At 69.5% G+C, this 18192-nt stretch carries 16 protein-coding genes; 15 read left to right on the top strand and 1 reads right to left on the bottom strand.

The genetic code is table 11. From position 1 onward, the window contains the following. Positions 1–330 precede the first annotated feature (330 nt). The 6 genes from FDO65_RS02640 to FDO65_RS02665 all read left to right on the top strand — a co-directional run bounded on the left by FDO65_RS02640 (position 331) and on the right by FDO65_RS02665 (position 6496). Positions 331–1593 carry a branched-chain amino acid ABC transporter substrate-binding protein gene (locus tag FDO65_RS02640; protein ID WP_240757384.1) on the top strand — a complete coding sequence of 421 codons (1263 nt, stop codon included), beginning with the start codon at positions 331–333 and terminating at the stop codon, positions 1591–1593. 131 nt (positions 1594–1724) lie between these two features. Then, positions 1725–2762, top strand: a complete 1038-nt coding sequence (locus tag FDO65_RS02645; RefSeq protein ID WP_137447916.1) for a branched-chain amino acid ABC transporter permease — start codon at positions 1725–1727, stop codon at positions 2760–2762. Next, positions 2759–4003, top strand: coding sequence for a branched-chain amino acid ABC transporter permease (locus tag FDO65_RS02650; protein ID WP_137447917.1), 1245 nt, complete (start codon positions 2759–2761; stop codon positions 4001–4003). The genes FDO65_RS02645 and FDO65_RS02650 overlap by 4 nt, the downstream gene beginning before the upstream one ends. Then, a complete protein-coding gene (locus FDO65_RS02655; protein WP_137447918.1) occupies positions 4000–5004 on the top strand; it encodes an ABC transporter ATP-binding protein in 1005 nt (334 codons plus the stop codon). Before FDO65_RS02650 ends, FDO65_RS02655 begins: the two co-directional genes overlap by 4 nt. Beyond that, positions 4991–5710 carry an ABC transporter ATP-binding protein gene (locus tag FDO65_RS02660; RefSeq protein WP_137447919.1) on the top strand — a complete coding sequence of 240 codons (720 nt, stop codon included), beginning with the start codon at positions 4991–4993 and terminating at the stop codon, positions 5708–5710. The genes FDO65_RS02655 and FDO65_RS02660 overlap by 14 nt, the downstream gene beginning before the upstream one ends. 141 nt (positions 5711–5851) lie before the next feature. Further along, positions 5852–6496, top strand: a complete 645-nt coding sequence (locus tag FDO65_RS02665; RefSeq protein WP_137447920.1) for a TMEM175 family protein — start codon at positions 5852–5854, stop codon at positions 6494–6496. Positions 6497–6502: 6 nt separating this feature from the next. Here FDO65_RS02665 and FDO65_RS02670 read toward each other — a convergent pair whose 3' ends face one another. Further along, positions 6503–7003: a phosphoribosyltransferase gene (locus FDO65_RS02670; RefSeq protein WP_137447921.1), complete on the bottom strand. Its 501-nt coding sequence runs from the start codon at positions 7001–7003 to the stop codon at positions 6503–6505. Between the two features lie 255 nt (positions 7004–7258). On the opposite strand from FDO65_RS02670, the gene uraH reads away from it, so the two are divergent. From uraH to gcl, 9 genes are all read left to right on the top strand, one after another. Next, a complete protein-coding gene (gene uraH / locus FDO65_RS02675) occupies positions 7259–7630 on the top strand; it encodes a hydroxyisourate hydrolase (protein ID WP_137447922.1) in 372 nt (123 codons plus the stop codon). A gap of 6 nt (positions 7631–7636) precedes the next feature. Further along, positions 7637–8545 carry a factor-independent urate hydroxylase gene (gene pucL / locus FDO65_RS02680; protein WP_137447923.1) on the top strand — a complete coding sequence of 303 codons (909 nt, stop codon included), beginning with the start codon at positions 7637–7639 and terminating at the stop codon, positions 8543–8545. Positions 8546–8550: 5 nt separating this feature from the next. Beyond that, positions 8551–9984 carry a nucleobase:cation symporter-2 family protein gene (locus tag FDO65_RS02685; protein WP_137447924.1) on the top strand — a complete coding sequence of 478 codons (1434 nt, stop codon included), beginning with the start codon at positions 8551–8553 and terminating at the stop codon, positions 9982–9984. A 75-nt stretch (positions 9985–10059) separates the two neighbouring features. Next, on the top strand, positions 10060–11457 hold the full coding sequence (locus FDO65_RS02690) for an NAD-dependent malic enzyme (protein ID WP_137447925.1): 1398 nt from the start codon (positions 10060–10062) through the stop codon (positions 11455–11457). Between the two features lie 35 nt (positions 11458–11492). Next, positions 11493–13124, top strand: coding sequence for a malate synthase A (gene aceB / locus FDO65_RS02695; RefSeq protein ID WP_137447926.1), 1632 nt, complete (start codon positions 11493–11495; stop codon positions 13122–13124). Positions 13125–13263: 139 nt separating this feature from the next. Continuing rightward, positions 13264–14637 carry a DUF6986 family protein gene (locus FDO65_RS02700; protein WP_137447927.1) on the top strand — a complete coding sequence of 458 codons (1374 nt, stop codon included), beginning with the start codon at positions 13264–13266 and terminating at the stop codon, positions 14635–14637. Further along, on the top strand, positions 14634–15452 hold the full coding sequence (locus FDO65_RS02705) for a hydroxypyruvate isomerase family protein (protein ID WP_137447928.1): 819 nt from the start codon (positions 14634–14636) through the stop codon (positions 15450–15452). Before FDO65_RS02700 ends, FDO65_RS02705 begins: the two co-directional genes overlap by 4 nt. Continuing rightward, positions 15400–16392 (top strand): 2-hydroxy-3-oxopropionate reductase, encoded by a 993-nt coding sequence (locus FDO65_RS02710; RefSeq protein ID WP_276606800.1) that lies wholly within the window; start codon positions 15400–15402, stop codon positions 16390–16392. Before FDO65_RS02705 ends, FDO65_RS02710 begins: the two co-directional genes overlap by 53 nt. 1 nt (position 16393) lies before the next feature. Next, positions 16394–18190, top strand: coding sequence for a glyoxylate carboligase (gcl, locus tag FDO65_RS02715; protein ID WP_137447930.1), 1797 nt, complete (start codon positions 16394–16396; stop codon positions 18188–18190). The last annotated feature ends 2 nt before the right edge of the window (positions 18191–18192 follow it).

Here is an 18192-nt window from a genome sequence, read left to right on the forward strand (position 1 = left end):
TTTCGTCGGATTCACGCCGCCCCTTCCCCCGAAAAGACGGTGAACGCAGGTTAGCGCCGACGAATCGTAGGTCATGGGCAGGTAAAGAGCCCGTCGATCAGGGTATCTGCGCTGGTCAGAGGGCTCGCGGTGGCGTTCGGCGAAGGGTCGGCGGCGGCCGTGTTGTGGGCGCGTCGCATTTTGGTTACGAGAGCCTGTTGAACGCCGAATGAGAGGCGCGTGTGGGATAGCGTCCCCCGCGTGCCGGCGTCGCCGGTACGGCCGTTCGTGTACTGCCGTGCACGGTCGGTGAACGGAATCTCTCGGAGGTGGCACGTGCATCGACGTTCGATGCGAACCGCCGTCGTCGGGCTGGCCGCCGTGGCCGCCCTGACGCTGGCGGCTTGTGGATCCAAGTCCACGGATAGCGGATCGACCACGTCGGCCGGAGGCGGCGGGGCTTCCAACTCGGCCTCCCCGTCGGGCAGCACCGCCGCGGGTTCCGGCGGCGCTCTGGCGATCAATCCCGAGGTGCAGATCGACATCGACGGCAAGGAGGTCCCGGCCGCGACCGGTACCACCGCCGAGTCCTCGGCCAAGCCCGGTGGTGTGACCTGTGCTCCCGGCACCGCGATCGCCATGGCCGGCGCGCTCACGGGCGCGAACGCCGCCCTGGGCCTGAACATCCTCTACGGCGCCAAGGTCGCGCTGGACGAGCACAACAAGGCCAACCCGAACTGCCAGGTCGAGATCAAGCAGTTCGACACCGAGGGTGACCCGCAGAAGGCCACCCAGGTCGCGCCGCAGATCGTCGGCGACTCCAGCGTCATCGGCCTGCTCGGCCCGGCGTTCTCCGGTGAGACCAAGGCGACCGGCCCGATCTTCAACCAGGCCGGCCTGCTGTCGCTGACCGCCTCGGCGACCAACCCGGCGCTGACCACCAACGGCTGGACCAACTTCTTCCGTGGTCTGGCCAACGACGCCGTCCAGGGCCCGGCCGTGGCCAAGTACATGGTCAACACCCTGGGCTACAAGAAGGTCTGCGTCGTCCAGGACAACTCCGACTACGGCGCAGGTCTGGCCGAGGAGATCAAGACCGGCCTGGGCAGCGTCGCCGACACCAGCTGCGCGGCCGAGGTCAAGACCGGTGACAAGGACTTCACCGCCACCGTCCAGCTCGTCAACGGTGCTGCTCCGGACGCCGTCTTCTACGCCGGCTACTACGCCGAGGCGGCGCCCTTCGTGCAGCAGCTGCGCGACGCCGGCGTGACCGCGACCTTCGTCTCGGCCGACGGCACCAACGACCCGCAGTTCGTCAGCCAGGCGGGCGGCGCGGCCAAGGACGCCATCCTGTCCTGCCCGTGCGGACCGGCTCCGGAGGAGTTCGCCAAGACCTACGAGGCCCTCAACGGCCAGGCTCCGGGTGTCTACTCCACCGAGGGCTACGACCTGACGACGATCATGCTCAAGGGCATCGACTCCGGCGTGAAGGACCGCGCCGGGCTGGTCGAGTACGTCAAGGGTTACAGCGGCCAGGGTCTGGCCCGTGAGTACAAGTGGGACGACAAGGGCGAGCTCGCCTCGTCGCTGGTCTGGATCTACAAGGTCGGCTGACCCACTCCCGCCCGCAGTACCGATCGCGGCCGGAGCCTTTCTCCGAAGGGCTCCGGCCGTCGGTCGTTCTCCACCCCATTTGGCATCGCGGGGACGTCGGTCGGCCGGCGTCGTCCTGTTGAAGGAGCACGATGATCGATCTGGTAGCGCAGGGGAACACGTTCCTCGCTGCACCGATCAACTTCAATGTCGATGGCCTGGGCAACCTGTTCTGGCAGCTGACCGTGGACGGGCTCGCGTACGGAGCCATCTACGCCCTGGTCGCCGTCGGGTACACCCTGGTCTACGGCGTCCTGAGGTTGATCAACTTCGCCCACTCCGAGATCTTCATGCTCGGTATGTTCGGCCAGTACGCCGTTCTCATGCTGCTGGGCTTCACGCCGAGCGGCAACGTCTACAGCGAGGGCATGGTCATGACGATCGTGTACCTCGGTATCGCCCTGATCGGCGGCATGGCCGTCGCCGGCGGCGCCGCGGTCGGTCTGGAGCGGCTGGCCTACCGGCCGCTGCGCAAGCGCAACGCGCCCGCCCTGGTCTTCCTCATCACCGCGATCGGTGCCTCATTCGTCCTGCAGGAATTCGTGCACTACGTGCTGCCGAACCTGACCGGGGGCGACCTCGGCGGCGTGAACGCGCAGGTCCCGATCCGGCTGGTGCAGCCCGAGACCCAGTTCACGATCTTCAACGCGAACGTCACCAACATCACCCTGATCATCCTGGTCGCCGCGGTCATCCTGGCCGTCGGCACCGACACGTTCGTGAACCGCACGAAGTTCGGCCGCGGCATCCGCTCCGTCGCCCAGGATCCGACCACCGCGACGCTGATGGGCGTCTCGCGGGAACGGGTCATCATGCTGACCTTCCTCATCGGCGGTGTGCTGGCCGGGGCGGCCGCGCTGCTCTACACGCTGCGGGTCCCCAACGGGGTCATCTACTCCGGCGGCTTCATCCTCGGCATCAAGGCGTTCTGCGCCGCGGTGCTCGGCGGTATCGGCAACCTGCGCGGTGCGCTGCTCGGCGGTCTGATCCTCGGCGTCATGGAGAACTACGGCCAGGTCCTGTTCGGCACCGGCTGGCGCGACGTCGTCGCGTTCGTCCTGCTGATCCTGATCCTGATGTTCCGGCCGACCGGTCTGCTCGGCGAGTCGTTGGGGAGGGCCCGGGTATGAGCACTCCAGTCAACAAGGCCGCCAAGCCCGCCGGCACCGGCAACCCGGGCTTCGACGAGCGGCCCAAGCACGGTGTCGGCGACCGTTTCCGGTCCTGGTGGAACGCCCAGTCGCGGCCCGCGCAGTGGGCCTACGGTCTGCCGTTCATCCTCCTGATCGCCCTGCTGCCGATCCTGAATATCCCGGTCCTGACCACCGAGGGCACCAACTTCGGCGGCGTCATGGCCCAGTTCGGCATGTACGCGCTGATCGCCATCGGGCTGAACGTGGTGGTCGGCCAGGCCGGTCTGCTCGACCTCGGCTACGTCGGTTTCTACGCGGTCGGCGCCTACACGATCGCCCTGCTGACCAGCCCGGACAGCCCGTGGAACCAGACCGGGGAGGGCGGCTGGCTGTCCTCGCAGTGGGCCTGGCTGGCCTGCCTGCCGCTGGCCGTGGCCATCACGGCCATCTCGGGCCTGCTGCTCGGCTCGCCGACCCTGCGACTGCGGGGTGACTACCTGGCCATCGTGACCCTCGGCTTCGGTGAGATCGTCCGGCTGCTGGCCGACAATCTGTCCGACATCACCGGCGGCGGTCGCGGTCTCTCCCAGGTCGCCTACCCCCGGCTGGGCACCAGCGAGACCAATCCGCTCGGCGTCTTCTCCGCCGGTTACAACGACGGCACCCTGAACAGCGGCGTCTACTGGTACTGGGTGTCGGTCGTGCTGATCGTCCTGGTGTTGCTGTTCGTCGGCAATCTCGAACGGTCGCGGGTCGGCCGGGCCTGGGTGGCCATCCGCGAGGACGAGGACGCGGCCGAGATCATGGGCGTGCCCACGTTCAAATTCAAGCTGTGGGCCTTCGTCATCGGCGCCGCCATCGGCGGACTCTCCGGGGCCCTCTACGCCGGTCAGGTGCAGTTCGTCGTGCCGACGAACTTCAACGTCATCAACTCGGTGCTGTTCCTGTGCGCCGTCGTCCTCGGCGGCCAGGGCAACAAGCTGGGCGTCATCCTCGGGGCGTTCATCATCGTGTACCTGCCGAACTTCTTCCTCGGCCGGACCGAGCTGTTCGGCATCCCGATCGACGGCGATTCCATCGCCGAGTACAAGTACCTGTTCTTCGGCATCGCCCTGATGGTGCTGATGATCTTCCGGCCGCAGGGTCTGCTGCCGGTGCGGCAGAAGCTGCTCACCTATGGTCGGGAATTGTTCGTGGCCGCGCGTCGGCGCGAGCAGGCGGAGGGAGGCAGCAAGTGAGTCGCGATTCCGAATCGCAGCACGACCCGGGCGGCATCGAGGCCGGGGCCGAGGTCGGCGAAGCCTTCCGCGCGGTTGAAGGCGCCGATTTCGACGCTCCACTCGAGCCGGAACGGGCCGACGAGGCGGTGGCGGTCGACGTCACCGACGTCGCGCCCGAACTGGCCGATCCGGCAGTCGTGGCCGAGATCGTCGCCCCCACGCGGGAGATCGAGACCCCCGTCGGCGAGCCGCTCGTCGAGTTGGACAAGGTCACCGTCAAGTTCGGCGGTCTGACCGCGCTGGACAATGTCACCTTCACCATCCGGCGGGGCGAGATCCTCGGCCTCATCGGGCCGAACGGGGCCGGCAAGACCACCTGCTTCAACGCGATGACCGGGGTCTACCGGCCGACCTCGGGCACGGTGACGTTCGACAACCAGGTGATGGCCAAGCTCAAGCGCAACCAGATCACCCGGCTCGGCATCGCCCGCACCTTCCAGAACGTGCGGTTGTTCGGCGAGATGACGGCGCTCGAGAACGTCGTCGTCGGCACCGACGCCCGGCACAAGACCTCGGTTCCCGGGGCCACGTTCCGCACCGCGCGGCATCGTCACGAGGAACGCGACGCCATCGACCGGGGCATGGCGCTGCTCGAGTTCGTCGGCATCGGCGCGCGGGCCACCGAGAAGGCCCGCAACCTGCCGTACGGCGATCAGCGGCGCTTGGAGATCGCCCGGGCGCTGGCCACCGAGCCGAAGCTGCTGTGCCTCGACGAGCCGGCGGCCGGGTTCAACCCGGCCGAGAAGGTCGCCCTGATGGACCTGATCCGCAAGATCCGCGCCGATGGGTACACGGTGCTGCTGATCGAGCACGACATGCGCCTGGTCATGGGCGTCACCGACCGGATCGTGGTGCTCGAGTTCGGCAAGAAGATCGCCGACGGCCTGCCGTCGGAGATCCGCGACAACCCGGCCGTCGTCGCGGCCTACCTGGGGGTGCCTGACGATGCCACTGCTTGAGATCAAGGACATGACGGTCGGTTACGGCCGGATCGAGGCGCTGCACGGCATCTCGTTGACCGTCGAGCAGGGCGAACTGGTCACCCTCATCGGGGCCAACGGCGCCGGCAAGACGACGACGATGCGGGCCATCTCCGGGATCCGGCCGTTGAGCCGCGGGTCGATCATCTTCGACGGCCAGGACATCACGAAGATGAAGCCGCACGTCCGCGTCACCGAGGGCATCATCCAGGCCCCCGAGGGGCGCGGCGTGTTCCCGGGGATGACCGTCCAGGAGAACCTGGACATGGGCCACTACGGCCGGAAATTTCCGTCGAAGGCCGAGTACAACCAGACGCTGGAGAAGGTCTACGGCCTGTTCCCGCGGCTGGCCGAACGCCGCACGCAGATGGGCGGCACCATGTCCGGCGGCGAGCAGCAGATGGTCGCCATCGGCCGGGCCCTCATGGCCCGGCCGCGGGTGCTGCTGCTCGACGAGCCGTCCATGGGTCTGGCGCCGATGATCATCCAGCAGATCTTCCGGATCATCTCGGACATCAACGCCGAGGGGACGACCATCCTGCTGGTCGAGCAGAACGCCCAGCAGGCGCTGTCCCGTTCGCACCGGGCCTACATCCTGGAGACCGGTGAGGTCGTCAAGACCGGGCCCGGCAAGGAACTGCTCGCCGACCCGGCCATCAAGGAGGCCTACCTCGGCGTGGCCTGACGCCTCTGCTCAGCGCGCTCGAACGCGGAACCCCGTGCTGGTGGGGGTTCCGCGTTCGGCGTTTCGCGAGCCGGTGGTCCTCGGCGACGGGAATGAGGTGAGATGCACCCGAGCACGTCTCGATCTGCGGAGGGGAACGGTATGAGCCACGAGGCCGCTGAGATGCAGGCGTCGGCCGCCGAACGCCTGACGTTCTTCTCCGATGCGGTGGTCGCCATCGCGATGACCCTGCTGGCCCTGGAGCTGCCGGTTCCCGAGGGGCTGTCCATAGCCGAGTTGTGGCACTCGGTCAGCGACGGATGGTTCGAGTACGCGGCGTTCGTCCTCAGCTTCGTCGTGATCGCCCAGCAGTGGACCGGTCATCACCGCCTGTTCAGGTACGTCTTCGCGACCGACCGCACGCTCGTCACGCTGAACTTCCTGTGGCTTTTCGCGATAGTCGTGACGCCGTTCGCCACCAAGCTGCTCAGCCCCGAGAATGCGGGGGAGGGCGGCGAGAACACTTCGCAGCCGCTGCGTTTCACGTTCTACGCGCTGGTGCAGATCCTGGCCGGGGTCGCGATGCTGCTGATCATGCGGCACCTGCGGGCCGCCCGGTTGGCCCGGACCGACAACGACATGTACGGCCCTGGCTGGTACCTCAACATGCTGTACGTCGTGGCCGCGTTCGTGACCTCGATCCCCGTCGCGTTCCTGACCAATTGGGCGTTTCTGTTGTGGATCGTGGTGCCCCCGGTGGCCGACGCGATCACCCAACGATGGCGGGGCCGGACAGCGGCGCGCTGAGGTCGGTCAGTGGGTCGACGCGCCGGTCACCGGCGGCTCGGCCGACCACGGAAAGACGATCCACTTGTCGGTGTTGCGCCACGTCCAGTCGGGCGCGAACACGGTCTGCGGCTTGGTGTAGAAGCACGCACTCCGCACCTCGGCGCCCATCTTGACCAGGATGTCGACGGCCAACTGCAGGGTCAGGCCCGACTGGGAGACGTCGTCGGCGATGAGCACCTTGGTCCCGGCCAACGACGACCCGTCCAGGTGCGGCGGCAGCAGCAGCGGCTCCGGCAGCGTTTCGTCGACCCCGGTGTACAGCTCGACGTTCAGCGACCCGCAGCTCTTCACGCCGAGCGCGTAGGCCAGGGCCCCGCCGACCAGCAGGCCGCCCCGGGCGATGGCGATGACGACGTCCGGCACGAACCCGTCGTCCGCGATCTGCTGGGCCAGTTCGCGGGTGGCCGTCCCGACCTCACCCCACGGCAGGATCTCGCGGGCGGGGGCGGCGTCGGTCGTCGTCATGGAGATCAGGATAGGTGTCGGGGGTCGGGCCGGACGGCCGTTCGGTCAGCCACGATCCGGGCTGACGACAGGAAGCTGGAGTGACCGCACGCCGGGCGCGTCCATCTGCATCGGTCGGCCGGCCGGACCGGATATATCCGGACAGACCACGCCGAGAACATTGACAGTTTGTTGAAGCGGGCCTAATTTCTGTTCAACAGAAGTTCTCTTCCGCAGTCCGGAAGGAACCCGCCTCCCAACGACTGTGAGGTTCGGATGTCATTGTCGACCCACGTGCTGGATGCCGCCACCGGCCGCCCAGCCAGCGGAGTCGCCCTGCGCCTGTCGCGCCAGGCCCCCTCTCCCGATGATCGTTGGGAGGAGGACGTCGGCGGAGTCACCGACGCCGACGGCCGTCACCGGTTTGCCCGGGCTCGCGGCGACGGCCCGGACGCCAGGACGACCGAGGAATTCCCCGCCGGCGTCTACCGCCTGAGCTTCGCCACCGGCGACTACTTCGCCGCCACCGGCCAGACCGGGTTCTACCCCGAGGTCACGGTCACCTTCCAGGTCACCGACCCGCAGGCCCATCACCACGTCCCGCTGCTGCTGTCGCCCTACGCCTTCTCCACCTACAAAGGGAGCTGATCCATCGTGGCTGTTTCGCTCGGACACAACCAGTACGGCAAGGCCGAGACCCGCGTGGTCCGCGTCTACCGCGACTCCGACCCGCACGAGATCGTCGACTACAACGTCAGTGTCGCGCTGTCCGGCGACTTCGAGGACATCCACCACACCGGCGACAACGCCAACTGCCTGACCACCGACGCCACCAAGAACACGGTGAACGCGTTCGCCAAGGAGCACGGCGAGGCGGCCCGCCAGCCGGAGTCGTTCGGCATCGCCCTCGCCAAGCACTTCGTGGACGACACCGCCCCGGTGAGCCGCGCCCGCATCAAGATCGAGATGTACCCGTGGAACCGTCTGCAGCACGACGGCACCCCGCACCCGCACGCCTTCGCCCGCTCGGGCGAGTTCGTGCGTACCGCCACCGTCACCTACGACGGCGAGAACCTCTACGTCGTGTCCGGGGTCAAGGACTACACCGTCCTGAAGACCACCGACTCGGAGTTCCACGGCTTTCTCACCGACCGGTACACCACCCTGCAGCCCACCACCGACCGCGTGATGGCCACCTCGGTGACCGGCCAGTGGCTGCACACCGACACCGAGCAGGACTGGTCCAAGTCCTTCGACCAGGTCGTCGCGACCATGAGCAGCGTGTTCGCCGGCCACCACAGCCTGGCCCTCCAGCAGACGATGTACGCGATGGGCGAGGCCATCATCACCGAGCAGCCGGAGATCGGCGAGGTCCGCTTCTCCCTGCCCAACAAGCACCACTTCGTCGTCGACCTCTCGCCCTTCGGGCTGGAGAACGACAACGAGGTGTTCTACGCCGCGGACCGCGCCTACGGCCTCATCGAGGGCACCATCCGCAACGACGCCTTCCTCGACCGCGCTCCGGCCGCCGGTGCCGCCTTCGATCCCGGTCAGGGCTGGTAACTCCGATGGCCCTCTCCCGTAAGTCCGGCGCCTCCGGCGCCGGCACCGCGACGGCCGAGCGACATCCGGTCGACGAGGTGCTCAAGCCGGGCCCGATGGTGGTCTACGGCCTGCAGCACGTGATGAGCATGTACGCCGGTGTCGTGGCCGTGCCGCTCATCGTCGGCACCGCCCTCAAGCTCTCCTTCTCCGACCTGTCCTACCTGTTGGCCGCGGCGCTGCTGATCTCCGGTCTGGCCACCCTGCTGCAGACCCTGGGCGTCAAGTGGATCGGCGCGAAACTGCCGATCGTGCAGGGCACCTCGTTCGCCGCGGTCGGATCGATGCTGGCCATCGGCGCCTCGGCGGGCGGCGGGGTCGGCGGCCTGCAGGCCATTTTCGGGGCCATCCTGGTGGCCGGTCTGATCGGCTTCGTGGCCAGTGGGATCTTTAGCCGGCTGCTGAAGTTCTTCCCGCCGGTGGTGACCGGCTCGGTGATCACCGTCATCGGTGTGTCGCTGCTGCCGGTGGCCATGCGCTGGGCCGCCGGGGGAGCGGGCTCCCCGACGTTCGGCGAGATGGGCAACATCGGGTTGGCCGCGGCCACCCTGCTGATCATCCTGCTGATCTACCGCTTCCTCCCCGGGTTCTTCAGCCGGGTCGCCATCCTGATGGGCCTGGTCCTGGGCACCGTGGTCGCCGCGTTGTTCGGCAAGGTGGATTTCAGCCGGGTCGGCGAGGCGCAGTGGTTCGCCGTCTCCACCCCGTTCCACTTCGGCGCGCCCACGTTCTCGGTGGCGGCCATCGTCTCGATGACCATCGTGATGCTGGTGATCATGACCGAGACCACGGCCGACCTGCTGGCCATCGGCGAGGTCGTCGGCCGCCCGGCCGACCAGCGCACCGTGGCCAACGGTCTGCGCGCCGACTGCATCGCCACCGCCGCCTCCGGTGGCCTGCTCAACGGGTTCCCGGTCAGCGCGTTCGCCCAGAACGTCGGCCTGGTCGCCCTCACCGGCATCCGCAGCCGCTTCGTCGTCGCCGTCAGTGGCGTCATCCTGCTGCTGCTCGGCCTGTTCCCGAAGATCGGCGCCATCGTCGCCGCACTGCCGCTGCCCGTCCTGGGCGGCGCCGGCCTGGCCCTGTTCGGCTCGGTCGCGGCCAGTGGCATCCGGAGCCTGTCGGTCATCAAGTACGAGGGCAACCAGAACCTGGTCATCGTCGGGCTCTCGGTCGCCATGGGCCTGGTGCCCATCGCCATCCCGGACTTCTACGAGCACTTCCCGACCTGGTTCCAGACCATCTTCGACTCCGGCATCAGCGCCGCCGCCGTCACCGCGGTGCTGCTGAACATCCTGTTCAACGTGCTCGGCCGCAAGGACGACGTCGCCCCGATCTTCGTCGAGGCCCCGCCGCCCGGGACGGCCCACGCCACCACCGAGATCCGCCACCAGCATTGATTTCTCGTGACCCCGCCGGCGCTTCCGGCGGGGTCACGGTCCTTCCGTCCCACCCATCAGCAAGGAGACGACATCATGGCTGCGACCAGCCCCGGCTACGCGGTGACCGCTCGCGTCGAGTGCCCGGCCAGCGGCGGCGCCACCGCCGAGCTCACCACCGCGGTCAGCGCCGCGGGCGGGTCGCTCACCGCGCTGGACGTCGTCGAGTCGCACCACGACCGGATCGTCGTCGACGTCACCTGCGACGCCACCGATTCCGACCACGCGGCCCGCATCACCCAGGCCCTGGAGAACCTGCCGGGCTTCACGGTCCGCAAGGTCAGCGACCGCACCTTCCTCATCCACCTGGGCGGCAAGATCGAGGTCACCCCGAAGGTCTCGCTGCGCAACCGGGACGACCTGTCCCGGGCCTACACCCCGGGCGTCGCCCGGGTCTGCCTGGCGATCGCCGAGAACCCGGACGACGCCCGGCGTCTGACCATCAAGCGGAACACCGTCGCGGTGGTCACCGACGGGTCGGCGGTGCTCGGGCTGGGCAACATCGGCCCGGCCGCCGCCCTGCCGGTCATGGAGGGCAAAGCCGCGCTGTTCAAGCACTTCGCGGATGTCGACGCCTGGCCGGTCTGCCTCGACACGCAGGACACTGACGAGATCGTCGCGATCGTCAAGGCCTTGGCTCCCGTGTACGGCGGCATCAACCTCGAGGACATCGCCGCCCCGCGGTGCTTCGAGATCGAGAACCGGCTGCGCGAACTGCTGGACATCCCGGTCTTCCACGACGACCAGCACGGCACCGCCATCGTCGTCGCCGCCGCCCTGCGCAACGCGCTGCGGGTGGTCGACAAGAAGCTGTCCGACGTCCGCATCGTCATCTCCGGGGTCGGCGCGGCCGGGACCGCGATCATCACCCTGCTGCTCGCTCAGGGGGCCACGAACATCGTCGGCTGCGACCGCAAGGGCGCCGTGCACCGCGGCCGCGAGCTGACCGACGAGTGGCGCACCTGGGTGGCCGAGAACACCAACCACGACGGCCGCACCGGGTCGCTCACCGAGGTGCTGGCCGGGGCGGACGTCTTCATCGGGGTGTCCGGTCCGAACCTGCTCACCGGCGACGACATCGCCACCATGGCCGACGACGCCATCGTCTTCGCGCTCGCCAACCCCACCCCGGAGGTGGACCCGGTCGCCGCCCGCGAGCACGCGGCTGTCGTCGCCACCGGACGCAGCGACTTCTCCAACCAGATCAACAACGTGCTGGCGTTCCCCGGGTTCTTCCGCGGGATGCTCGACGCCGGCGCCAGCGACATCACGCCCGAGATGCTGGCCGCGGCCGCCGAGGCCATCGCCGACTGCGTGCGGCCGGGTGAGCTCAACCCGTCCTTCATCGTCCCCAGCGTGTTCGACACCAGCGTCGCGCCGGCCGTCGCCGCCGCCATCCGCCGGGTGGCCGCGGGCGAGCCCGCCGACCACTGAACCATTTCCGTTCCGCACCTCAGGAGGCCCACCGCATGACCGCGACCACCGCTCCGACCGGCACCGGCCGCGTGGAGGTCACCGGCCCGCCGGTGCCCCGCGCCCACGAGATCCTCACCCCGGACGCGCTGGCCTTCGTCGGCGCCCTGCACCGTCGGTTCGCCGGCCGGCGGGACGAGCTGCTGGCGGCCCGCCGGACCAGGCGGCAGGCCGCCGCGGCCGCCGGCCGGCTCGACTTCCTGGCCGACACCCGGTCGGTGCGCGAGGCCGACTGGACGGTCGCGCCGGCCCCGGCCGACCTGCGGGACCGGCGGGTGGAGATCACCGGCCCACCAGAGCCGAAGATGGCTGTCAACGCGCTGAACTCGGGCGCCAAGGTGTGGCTGGCCGATCTGGAGGACGCCAACACCCCGCACTGGGCGAACGTGGTCGGCGGCCAGGTGTGCCTCCACGACGCGGTGCGCCGGCAGTTGTCGTTCACCTCCCCGCAGGGCAAGCAGTACCGGTTGCGCGAGGACGGCCCGCTGGCCGTCATCGTCGCCCGTCCCCGCGGCTGGCACTTCGACGAGCAGCACCTGCTGGTCGACGGCGATCCGGCGGTCGGTGCGCTGGTCGACTTCGGTCTCTACTTCCTGCACAACGCGGCCGAACTACTGCGCCGGGGGAGCGGACCCTACTTCTACCTGCCCAAGCTGGAGAGCCACCTCGAGGCACGGCTGTGGGCCGACGTCTTCGCCTTCGCCGAGGAGTGGGTCGGCATCGAGCACGGCACCGTGCGGGCGACGGTGCTCATCGAGACCATCCCGGCCGCGTTCGAGATGGACGAGATCCTGTACGAGCTGCGGGAGTACGCGTCCGGTCTGAACGCCGGACGGTGGGACTACCTGTTCAGCGTCATCAAGTACTTCCGGGACGCGGGCAGCGATTTCGTGCTGCCGGACCGCGGCGCGGTGACCATGACGGCGCCGATGATGCGGGCCTACACCGAACTGCTCGTCGCCACCTGTCACCGCCGCGGCGCCTTCGCCATGGGCGGCATGGCCGCGTTCATCCCCAGCCGACGGGACCCGGAGGTGAACGCCGCCGCCGTGGCCAAGGTGCGGGCGGACAAGGAACGCGAGGCCAGGGACGGGTTCGACGGGTCCTGGGTCGCCCACCCCGACCTGGTGCCGGTCTGCGCCGCGGTGTTCGACCAGGTGCTCGGCGACCGGCCGAACCAGCTCGACCGGCAGCGCCCCGAGGTGCAGGTGACCGCCGACCAGCTGCTGGACGTGGCGACGGTGCCCGGTGCGGTCACCGAGGCGGGTCTGCGGCTCAACGTCGACGTCGCCCTGCGCTACCTGCAGGCCTGGCTCGGCGGCAGCGGTGCCGTCGGCATCCACAACCTCATGGAGGACGCGGCCACCGCCGAGATCTCGCGGTCGCAGGTCTGGCAGTGGGTGCACAACGCGGTGACCCTGGACACCGGGGCCGTCGTGACCGGGGACCTCGTCCGGACCATCGCCGACGAGGTGATCTCCGACATCCGTGACGAGATCGGTGAGGCGACGTTCGCGGTCAGCCGATACCCGCTGGCCCGCAGCGTGTTCGAGGAGTCGGCGTTGGCCGATGACTTCGCCGACTTCCTCACCCTGCCGGCCTACCGGGCCGCCCTGGCCGCGGCCTGAGGCGCCAGGCGATCGGTCGGTCCAGGTCGTTGACCCGGACCGGCCATGGCCGTAGAGTATTCCGTATTACGAGCTAGTCCTTCCGCAAAGCGGAAAAGTAGATATATCCGAGAACAGCTTGACGAACGGAGTACCGACGATGACGACGTCCGGAACGGTCGATCCGAGCCAGAACGGCAGCGGATCCGCCACCGAGCGGTCTGTGCTGTCGGGGGACCTGCTGTCCGAGATCGACGCGTTCCTGGCCCCGTCGGACGCCCGCCGGGCCGCCGCCTACCCCGGTGACTCCGGGACCCGGCAACCGGTGCACACCGTCTACGTCAACGCCGACCGCGCCACCGACGACCTGGTGGCGAGCTGGGGGCGACAGGCCCGGGAGATCCTCGACCTGGTCGCCGCCGACGCGACCGCGGCCGCCCGCACCACCGGGCTGGCCGCGGTCGACGGCACCGTCCTGGACCGGGTGCGGGCCAAGCTGGCCAGCCAGCCCATCGAGGACCTGCGCCTGGACTTCGAGGACGGCTACGGCGCCCGCCCCGACGCCGAGGAGGACGCCGACGCCGACCGCGCCGCCGCCCTGCTCCGCGACATCCTGCGTGGACCGCACGCCCCGCTGACCGCGGGCATCCGGTTCAAGTGCCTGGAGCCCGCACTGCGGCGTCGCGGCCTGCGCACCCTGGACCGCGTGGTCGGCGGCGTCATCCGCTCCGCGCCGAGTGAGAAGGCCGAACTGCCGGCCGGTTTCGTCGTCACGTTGCCGAAGGTGACCGACACCGACCAGGTCCGCGCGATGGTCCGGGTCTGCGCGGCGCTGGAGCACGGGTACGGCTTGGCCGAGGGTGCGCTGCGGTTCGAGATCCAGGTCGAGACCACCCAGGCCATCCTGGCCACCGACGGCACCGCCGCGGTCGCCGAGATGGTGCAGGCGGCCGGTGCCCGGTGCATCGCCCTGGTCTACGGCACGTTCGACTACAGCGCCGCCTGCGGGGTCTCCCCGGCCCAGCAGAGCCTGGCCCACCCGGTGGCCGACCACGCCAAGGCCGTCATGCAGGTCGCCGCGGCCGGCACCGGGGTACGGCTGTCCGACGGTTCGACCAACGTGCTGCCCATCGGCACCCCGGAGGCCGTGGAGGCCGCGGTTCGGTTGCACTCGGGCCTGGTCACCCGGTCCCTGGAGCGGGCCTACTACCAGGGCTGGGACATGCACCCCGGCCACCTGGTCAGCCGGTACCTGGCCACCTTCGCCTTCTTCCGCGCCGGTCGCGCCGCCGCGGCCGACCGCCTGCGGGCCTACCTGGCCAAGCAGGAGGGCGCCGTGATGGACGAGCCGGCCACCGCCCAGGCCCTGGCCGGCCTGCTGCAGCGCGGCGTGCACTGCGGCGCCGTCACCGTCGACGAGATCGTCGCCGCCGGCGTCGATCCCACCCTCCTGGACGCGCTGGCCCGCAAGCTGCCGCTGCCGTCCGCCCCCGCCCACGACCTGATCACCCCGTCGGAAGGTTCCGCCCGATGAGCACCAACCCGCGCTACGCCGCCAACCTGTCCCTGCTGTTCACCGAACTGCCGCTGCTCGAGCGTCCGGCGGCCGCCAAGGCGGCCGGCTTCGACGCCGTCGAGTTCTGGTGGCCGTTCGCCACCGCGGTGCCCGCGCAGTCGGAGATCGACGACTTCGTCGCGGCCATCGAGAACGCCGGCGTGCAGCTGGTCGGCCTCAACTTCTTCGCCGGCGACATGCCTGGCGGCGACCGCGGTCTGGTCTCCTGGCCGGCGCGGTCCGACGAGTTCCGGGCCAACATCGACGTCACCGTCGGGATCGGCGAGCGGCTGGGCTGCAAGGCGTTCAACGCGCTCTACGGCAACCGCATCGACGGCGTGGACCCGGCCGAGCAGGACGACCTGGCCGTGCAGAACCTGGCCGCCGCCGGCCGGGCCGCCGCGCGGATCGGTGGCGTGGTGCTGCTGGAGCCGGTCAGCGGCGCCCCCCGCTACCCGCTGCTCACCGCGGACGACGTCATCGCCGTCATCGACCGGGTACAGGCCGAGACCGGCGTCGACAACGTTCGGTTCCTCTGCGACCTCTACCACCTCGACGTCAACGGCTCTGATGTGGCCAAGGTGATCGCCACGTACGGCGACCGGGTCGGGCACGTGCAGATCGCCGACAGCCCCGGCCGCGGCGAGCCCGGCACCGGGCAGCTCGACATCGCCGGCCATCTCGCCGCTCTGGCCGACCGCGGCTACGACGGCTGGGTCGCCGCCGAGTACAAGCCGACCGGTGACACGGTGGCCGGTCTCGGTTGGCTCCCCGCCGCACAGCCCTCCGCCTGACCCCCCTGACCTCTCAGACTCCAAGGAGACCAGCATGACCACCGTCGCCTTCCTCGGCCTGGGCATCATGGGTGCCCCGATGGCCCGCCACCTCGTCAACGCCGGCTTCGACGTCGCCGGCTACAACCGCACCTTCGCCAAGACCGAAGCCCTCGTGCAGGCCGGCGGCCAGGCCGCGGAGACCGTCGCCGACGCCGTCCGCGACGCCGATGTCGTCGCCGTGATGGTTCCGGACTCGCCGGACGTCCGGCAGGTGTTGGCCGGCGAAAATGGTGTGTTCGAGAACGCCAAGCCGGGCACCCTGATCATCGACTTCTCGTCCATCCGTCCGGATGTCACCCGCGAACTGGCCGACCAGGCCCGCGAACTCGGGCTGCGGCTGCTCGACGCCCCGGTGTCCGGCGGCCAGGCCGGCGCCGAGAACGCCGCGCTGTCCATCATGGTCGGCGGTGACGCCGACGACTTCGCCGCCGCCGCACCGGTGTTCGAGGCGGTCGGCAAGACCATCGTGCACGTCGGCCCGTCCGGCGCCGGTCAGACCGTGAAGGCGGCCAACCAGCTCATCGTGGCCGGCAACATCCAGCTGCTGGCCGAGGCCGTGGCGTTCGTCGAGGCCTACGGCGTCGACACCGAGGCCGCCCTCAAGGTCCTCGGCGGCGGGCTGGCCGGCAGCAAGGTCCTGGAGCAGAAGGGCGCCAACATGCTCGGCCGCTCCTTCACCCCCGGGTTCCGGATCGAGCTGCACCACAAGGATCTCGGCATCGTCACCTCCGCCGCCCGCGAGGCCGGCGTCGTCGTCCCGCTGGGTGCCGTGGTGGCCCAGCTGATGGCTTCCGCGGTCGCCAACGGCGACGGCGGACTGGATCATTCGGCGCTGCTGCGCGGCGTCCTGCGGCTGTCCGGTCGCGACCTGGAAGTTTCTAGTGGAGAAGAGAACTGACATGCCCAAGATGCGTGCCGTCGACGCTGCCGTCGCGATCCTGGAGAAGGAGGGTGTCGACACCCTGTTCGGGCTGCCCGGCGCAGCCATCAACCCGTTCTATTCCGCCGTCCGCCAGCACGGCGGTCTGAAGCACATCCTGGCCCGGCACGTCGAGGGCGCCTCGCACATGGCCGAGGGCTACACGCGGGCCAAGGCCGGCAACATCGGCGTCTGCGTCGGCACCTCCGGCCCCGCCGGCACCGACATGATCACCGGCCTGTACTCGGCGTCGGCGGACTCGATCCCGATCCTGTGCATCACCGGCCAGGCCCCGGTGGCCAAGCTGCACAAGGAGGACTTCCAGGCGATCAACATCTCCGACATCGCCCGGCCCCTGTGCAAGCTCTCGATGACCGTCCTGGAGGCCGCGCAGGTCCCCGGCGCGTTCCAGCAGGCGTTCCACCTGATGCGCTCCGGCCGTCCCGGCCCGGTCCTGCTGGACCTGCCGTTCGACGTCCAGCAGACCGTCATCGACTTCGACCCCGACACTTACGAACCGCTGCCGGTCTACAAGCCGGCCGCCACCCGTGCGCAGGCCGCCAAGGCGCTGGATCTGCTGGCCGCGTCCGAGCGTCCGCTGATCGTCGCCGGTGGCGGCATCATCAACGCCGACGCCTCCGACCTGCTGGTCGAGCTGGCCGAGCTGCTGGACGTGCCGGTCATCCCGACCCTGATGGGCTGGGGCACCATCCCGGACGACCACCGGCTGATGGCCGGGATGGCTGGTCTGCAGACCTCCCACCAGTACGGCAACGCGACCATGCTGGCCTCCGACCACGTCCTGGGGATCGGTAACCGGTGGGCCAACCGGCACACCGGTGGGCTCGACACCTACCGCGCGGGGCGCACTTTCACCCATGTCGACATCGAGCCGACGCAGATCGGCCGGGTCTTCGCCCCCGACTACAGCATCGTCTCCGATGCCGGCCTGGCCCTGGCCCAGCTGGTGGAGGTGGCCCGCGAGCGCAAGGCCGCCGGCGAGCTGGCCGACCGCAGCGCGTGGGTCGCGCAGTGTCAGCAGCGCAAGCGCACGATGCACCGGCGCACCCACTTCGAAGAGACTCCGATCAAGCCGCAGCGGGTCTACGAGGAGATGAACAAGGCGTTCGGTCCGGAGACCCGGTACGTCTCCACCATCGGTCTGTCGCAGATCGCGGCGGCCCAGTTCCTGCACGTCTACAAGCCGCGGCACTGGATCAACGCCGGCCAGGCCGGACCGCTGGGCTGGACCGTCCCGGCCACCCTGGGCGTCTGCGTCGCCGACCCGGAGGCCACCGTCGTCGCCCTGACCGGTGACTACGACTTCCAGTTCATGATGGAGGAGCTGGCCGTCGGGGCGCAGTTCAACCTGCCGTACGTCCACGTCCTGGTGAACAACGCCTACCTGGGCCTGATCCGGCAGTCGCAGCGCGGATTCGACATGGACTACTGCGTCCAGCTGGCGTTCCCGAACGTCAACGCCGAGAGCGCCGACAGCGCGGTCGACATCACCGCCGACTACGGGGTCAACCACGTCAAGCTGGCCGAGGCGCTGGGCTGCAAGGCCATCCGCGTCCAGGACCCGGAGGCGATCCTGCCGGCGCTGGAGGAGGCCAAGAAGCTGATGGCCCAGTACCGGGTGCCGGTCCTGGTCGAGGTCATCCTGGAGCGGGTCACCAACATCTCCATGGGTGTCGAGCTGGACGGGGTCGTCGAGTTCGAGGAGCTGGCCCTGAACGCCGAGCACGCCCCCACCGCGATCGCCCTGCTGGACTGACG

The organism is Nakamurella flava (assembly GCF_005298075.1).
Classification (GTDB): domain Bacteria; phylum Actinomycetota; class Actinomycetes; order Mycobacteriales; family Nakamurellaceae; genus Nakamurella; species Nakamurella flava.